This is a genomic window from Nocardia violaceofusca NBRC 14427 (assembly GCF_963869435.1).
Classification (GTDB): domain Bacteria; phylum Actinomycetota; class Actinomycetes; order Mycobacteriales; family Mycobacteriaceae; genus Nocardia; species Nocardia aobensis.
Genome location: NZ_CAWMPM010000018.1, coordinates 1 through 6,146, shown reverse-complemented (window position 1 = coordinate 6,146; position 6,146 = coordinate 1). Strand labels below are relative to the sequence as shown.

Genomic DNA, 6,146 nt, shown 5'->3' with positions numbered 1-6,146 from the left:
GGCGCCGCATTCCACCACAGGAATCCGACACACGCCGCCGCGCCGGCGGCACACACCAGCGCCAGATCCAGCGGATCGCGCACGTTGTAACAGCCGGCTTCGGCCTTGAATTCGCAGGCGTGGTAGTACTGCCAGAACGTGATGATCACGTAGGCGCCCAGCACCAGGCTCATCGACCCCGCGGCCAGGCCGTCCAGCCCGTCGGTGAGATTCACCGCGTTCGACCACGCGACCACGACCAGGCAGACGAACGCCAGGAAGATGATCACGCTCATCGAGACGGTGTTGATCTCTCGCACGTACGACAGATGCCGGCTGGCGGGGGTCCGCCCGCCCGCGCCGCGGAACTGCAGCGCGAGCACCCCGAAGATCACCGCCGAACCGAGCTGGCCGATGTACTTACCGGCCGCGGTCAGGCCCAGATTGCGCTGCTTGCGCAGTTTGATGAAGTCGTCGATGAAGCCGACCACGCCCAGCGCGGTGGCCAGGCCGAGGACCAGTAGGCCCGAGGCCGACGGCCCGTCGGCGTGATAGCCGATGCCGATCAGATGCGAGCCCAGATATCCGGCCCACATGCCGATCAGGATCGCGACACCGCCCATGGTCGGGGTGCCGCGCTTGGCCTGATGACTCTCGGGGCCGTCGATGCGGATCTCCTGGCCGAATCCGCGCCGCGCGAACATGCGGATCAGCAGCGGCGTCAGCAGGATCGATACCGCCAGCGCGATCCCCGCCGCGAACAGAATCTGCCTCATCCAGCTGCCTCCGTGCCCTGCTCACCCGATGCGAGCACGTGTTGCGCCACCGCCCACAGACCGGCGGAGTTCGACGCCTTGACCAGCACCACATCACCGGCCGCGATCTCGTTGTCCAGCAGGGCGATCGCGGATTCGATATCGGGTACGAGGATGGATTCCTCGCCCCACGAGCCTTCCATGACCGCACCCTGGTGCAGCGCGCGGGCCGGGCGCCCGGTGCCGACCACGATCAGCCGGTCGACGTCCAGCCGCACCGCGAGCCGGCCGATGCTGTCGTGTTCGACGACCGATTCCTCGCCCAGTTCCGCCATTTCGCCCAGGACCGCCCAGCTGCGCCGGCCGCGCGGCGCGTCCGGCGTACCGCCGGCGCGCGACATCGACACCAGGGCCTTGAGTGCGGCGCGCATGGAATCCGGGTTGGCGTTGTAGGAGTCGTCGACGACGGTGACCCCGTCGGGCCGGGTCCGCACATCCATCCGGTGCGCCGAATCGACCGTCGCACCGGCCAGAGCACGGGCCACGGTGTCGAGATCCGCACCGCATTCGAGCGCCACGGCGGCCGCGGCCAGCGCGTTCGAGATCTGGTGTTCGCCGTACACCGCCAGATGCACCTCGGCGTGAGAACCGTTGGCGTGCAAGGTGAATCGCGCCCGCGCGTCGGAATCGAGCACGATATCGGTGGCCCGCACGTCGGCGCCGGACGCCTGACCGAAGGTCACCACACGGGCCCGGGTCCGGACGGCCATCGCCGCCACCCGCGGGTCGTCGGCGTTGAGCACCGCCACGCCGGTGGGCGGAAGCGCTTCCACCAGTTCGCCTTTGGCCTGCGCGATGGCGTCGCGGCCGCCGAACTCACCCAGGTGCGCGGTGCCGACGTTGAGAACCACACCGATGCGCGGGGGCGCGATATCGGTCAGCGCCTTGATATGGCCCGGGCCGCGCGCGGACAGTTCCAGCACCAGGAAGCGGGAGTCGGCTCCCGCGCGCAGCGCCGTCCACGGATGGCCCAGTTCGTTGTTGAACGATCCGGGCGGGGCGACCACGGCGCCCAGCGGCGCGAGCACGCGCGCCAGCAGATCCTTGGTGGAGGTCTTCCCGGCCGAACCGGTCACCCCGACCACGTTCAGGCCGGCGGCGGCCAGCCGGTCCACGCTCGCGCGCGCCAGTTTGGCCAGCGCCGCCAGCACGGCGGCGCCGGAGCCGTCGGTGTCGTGTGCCAGCACATAGGAGCGGTTCGCCGCCGCGTCGGCCGCGGGGGCGAACGGTTCGACCACGATCGCCGGTACGCCGACCGGACGCGCCGCCAGCACCGCGACCGCACCGGAGGCCACGGCCTTACCGGCGTAGTCGTGCCCGTCGACGTGCTCGCCCGGCAACGCCAGGAACAGGTCGCCGGAATTGATTCGGCGCGAATCGAATTCGACCGCACCGGTCACCGTCACCGCGGGATCGCTCACGTCGTGCAGCGTGCCGCCGACGATCTCGGCGATCTCCCGCAGAGTCATTTCGATCATGAAACCGTCAGGTCTTTCGTCTTACGTTCCAGGGCCTGTCCCAGCACCTCACGGTCGTCGAACGGATACTTCACACCCGCAATCTCCTGCCCGGTCTCGTGTCCCTTACCTGCCACCAGCACCACATCCCCCGGCCGTGCCCAATCCACGGCCGCGGCGATGGCGGCGGCCCGATCGCCGATCTCGCGCACCTCACCGCGCTCGGCCTCGGCGATACCCAGCGCGCCCGCACGGATCGCGGCGCGGATCTCGGCCGGATCCTCGGTGCGCGGATTGTCGTCGGTGATGACCAGCAGCTCCGCGCCGCGCGCCGCGGTGGCGCCCATCAGCGGCCGCTTACCGGCGTCGCGATCGCCACCGGCGCCCACGACCACGGCCAGGCGGCCACCCGTGTCGCGCAGATGCCGGCGCAGCGTCGCGATCACCGATTCCACCGCGGCCGGCTTGTGCGCGTAGTCGACGAGGGCGAGGAAATCCTGTCCGGCGTTCACGCGCTGCATCCGGCCGGGCACATCCACCTCGCCCAGCGCCGCGGCCGCCGCCGCCGCGTCGACACCCGCCGCGGCGCATACCGCGATCGCGAGCAGGCCGTTGGCGATGTTGTAGCGCCCGGGCAGCCGCAGCCGGGCCGGAATCTCACCGTCCGGGCCGACCGCGGTGAACTGCTGCCCGCCGTCGGCCAGCGCGGCGGCGCCGGTCACCGTCCATTCCGGTTCGGTCTCCCCGGTCGGGCAGTCCGTGGTCGCCACGGTGACGACCCGGGCACGCCCGCTCGCCTCCCGCGCCAGCCGCCGGCCCCAGGCATCGTCCACGCAGATCACGCAGGTATCGGCCGCGACCTGCCGCTGCGGCGACCCCGGATCCGGGACGAACAGCCGACGCTTGGCGGCGAAATAGTCCTCGAAATCGGCGTGGAAGTCCAGGTGATCCTGCGACAGGTTCGTGAACGCGCCGACGGCGAAGTGCACACCGTCCACGCGGCCCAGCGCCAGCGCGTGGCTGGACACCTCCATCACCACGGCCTGCACACCCTGTTCCACCATCAGCGCGAACATCGCGTGCAGTTGCGGAGCCTCCGGCGTGGTCAGCGCGCTGGGCACCCGGCGGTACTCGACGGCGCCGCTCGGCCCGGCAGCGCCCTCCTCCGGGTTCGCATCGACGCGGCGCGCGATCCGCGTCTCGATGGTGCCGATCAGGGCGGTCGACAGTCCGGCGGCGGTCAGTCCGGCCTCCACCAGATAGGAGGTGGTGGTCTTACCCGATGTGCCGGTGATGCCGATGACCTGCAGTTGTCGCGACGGATGACCGTAGATCGCCGCCGACAGTTCACCCAGCACCGCACGCGGGTCGTCGTGCACGAGGACCGGCACATCCAGTTCGCCGATCAGTTCGGCACCGGCTGCGTCGGTGAACACCGCGACCGCGCCGCGTGCCACGGCATCGGCGGCGAAGCGGGCGCCGTGGGCCTTGGCACCGGCCAGACCGGCGAACAGGTCACCGGGCTGGACGGCGTTCGAGCGCTGTTCGATGCCGGTGATCTCGATCCCGGCCGGGCCGCCGGAGTTCAGCCGCGCACCGGTCAGTTCGGCAACGGCCTGCACCGGCGTCGGCAACGCAACGGCGGGGCGAAGCACCTGCGGGCTGGGCTGCACGGGCACCAGGCTCCTTTCGTGGGCGCACATCTGTGCATCGGGTCGAGATTCGGGGTCGGGGAGTCAGGTTACCTGTGGGCGATCGGCGGCCACGCAGCGTGGCCGCCTCGCGCGCACCGGCTCCCCGGCCTCACCGCGCCCGCACCCGCCCGTGCGGCGGGCCGCACACGGACACCCACGCTTCCGAAACCGGACATTCAACCGCACACACCGCTACATCGCCTGGAGCACAAGCTGTTTCGGCGGCACGGTCGACGGCGGAACGCGATCGCGCTGCAGCGCCCAGGAGGCGATGCTGTGGAACAGCGGCGCCGCCGACTGCCCACCGCTGCCGTCGGTGCTGCGCACGGGTGCGTTCAACATGATGCCGATGACGTAGCGCGGATTGTCGGCCGGGGCGATTCCGGCGAAGGTGATCCAATAACGATCGGCGGAATAGCACTGGCATTTCTGGTCGATCTGCTGCGCGGTCCCGGTCTTCCCGGCGATCTGGTAGCCCTCGATCGCGGCGGGAGCGCCCGTGCCCTGCTGGTATCCCATCGGATCGCGCTGCACCACGGCCTGGAACATCTGCCGCAGCGTACTCGCGGTCTGCGGGCTCACCACCCGCACGCCGTCCGGCTGCGGTTCGCCGCTGCGGTGCCCGTCGGGGCCGATCACGTCCTTGACGATGCGCGGCGGGATCCGCACCCCGTCGTTGGCGATGGCCTGGTACATCCCGGTCATCTGCAGCAGGGTCATCGAAAGTCCCTGCCCGATGGGCAGATTCGCGAACGTCGAACCGGACCACTGGTCGCGCGGCGGCACGATGCCACCACTTTCACCCGGCAGCCCGACACCGGTGCGCTGCCCCAGCCCGAAACGCTTGACCATATCCGCGAAGCGATCCTCGCCGACGCGCTGCGCGAGCATCAGCGTGCCCACGTTCGACGACTTACCGAAGATGCCGGTGGTGGTGTAGGGCATGACGCCGTGCGACCACGCGTCGTGGACGACGACCCCGCCCATGTGGATCTCCCCGGGGACCTGATGAACCTCGTCCGGGTTGGTCAGGCCGTATTCGATGGAGGCCGCCGCGGTGATGATCTTGTTCACCGAACCGGGCTCGTAGGCATTGGTCACCGACGGATTGCCGATATCGGCCGAGGCCCAGAACTTCGGATCCTGCGCCGGATTGAAGGTGTTGTCGTTGGCCATCGCCAGCACCTGGCCGGTGTGGGCGTCCAGCACCACCGCCGAGGCGTCCTCGGCGCCGGATTTGTCCTTGGCCTCCTGCACCTGCTGCTGCACGTAGTACTGCAGATCGGAGTCGAGGGTCAGTTCGACATTGGAGCCGTTGACCGCGGGCACCTTGTCGCGCTCGCTGCCGGGGATGACCGCCCCGTCGGAGCCGCGATCGTAGGTGTGCGAACCGTCGGTGCCGGCCAGCGTCGCGTCCATCGACGCCTCGAGTCCCACCTGGCCGTGTCCGTCCCAGCCGGTCGCGCCCACCACATTGGCCGCCAGCGCGCCGCCCGGATAGACCGGTGTGTCCTGACGTTCGGTCCCCACCTCGGGGAACTTCTCGGTGATCTCGTCGGCGACCCGGGAGTCGACGTTGTAGGCCAGGTAGGTGAACTGGTCGTCGCTGCGCAGTTTGGCGAGCAGCTCCGCTTCCGGGGGCGCGTCCTTGCCCAGCTTCTCGTGAATCGTCTTGGCGATCGCTTCCAGCCGTTTGTCGACCTCGGGCGCCTTGTCGCTCTTCGCCCGTGCGTCGGCCAGATCCTTGCGCACAGCGATCGGCCGGAAGTTGAGCTTCTTCGTCACGACGGTGAACGCGAGCGCGCGGCCGTCGCGATCGAGGATGGCACCGCGTTGCGCCCAGTCGGTCTGATGCACCGTGCGCTGGCTCGCCGCCTCGGCCGACAGGTTGGGTGCGGAAAACGTTTGCAGCCACAGCAATTGCATCGCGACGACGAGTAGCGCCACCAGCATGAGCACACGTCCGACTCCGAACCGCAGCCGCGTGGAGGCATCCGCGGGCGAGCCCGCCCGCGGCCGGGGAGCGCGACGCGGCCGGGCGGGTGTGGATCGCATACCCGCCCGGCCGCGTCCGGTGGCACTCCCGCCGGTTCTGCCTCCACCGCGGCCGGTCATCGATCGGCCCCCTCGGGTGCCGCCTGGATCACCGGCTGGGTGCCGGCCGGCTGCGCGGCGGGTGCGACGGGTGCGGGCGGAGCGGT

The 6,146-nt window shown here is 70.1% G+C and carries 4 protein-coding genes; all 4 read right to left on the bottom strand.

The genetic code is table 11. The annotated features are described in order from the left end of the window. A partial coding sequence (locus tag AC5592_RS16305) for an MraY family glycosyltransferase (protein ID WP_063064724.1) occupies positions 1–755 on the bottom strand: 755 nt, incomplete at its 3' end. Further along, complete coding sequence (locus AC5592_RS16300; protein ID WP_036500350.1) at positions 752–2,272, bottom strand: UDP-N-acetylmuramoyl-tripeptide--D-alanyl-D-alanine ligase; 1,521 nt, start codon at positions 2,270–2,272, stop codon at positions 752–754. The genes AC5592_RS16305 and AC5592_RS16300, both read right to left, overlap by 4 nt. After that, the gene (locus tag AC5592_RS16295) at positions 2,269–3,954 is read right to left on the bottom strand and encodes a UDP-N-acetylmuramoyl-L-alanyl-D-glutamate--2,6-diaminopimelate ligase (protein WP_063064723.1); all 1,686 of its coding nucleotides are present in this window, start codon (positions 3,952–3,954) and stop codon (positions 2,269–2,271) included. Before AC5592_RS16295 ends, AC5592_RS16300 begins: the two co-directional genes overlap by 4 nt. A gap of 183 nt (positions 3,955–4,137) precedes the next feature. Further along, positions 4,138–6,000 carry a peptidoglycan D,D-transpeptidase FtsI family protein gene (locus tag AC5592_RS16290; protein WP_157121942.1) on the bottom strand — a complete coding sequence of 621 codons (1,863 nt, stop codon included), beginning with the start codon at positions 5,998–6,000 and terminating at the stop codon, positions 4,138–4,140. Between the last annotated feature and the right edge of the window lie 146 nt (positions 6,001–6,146).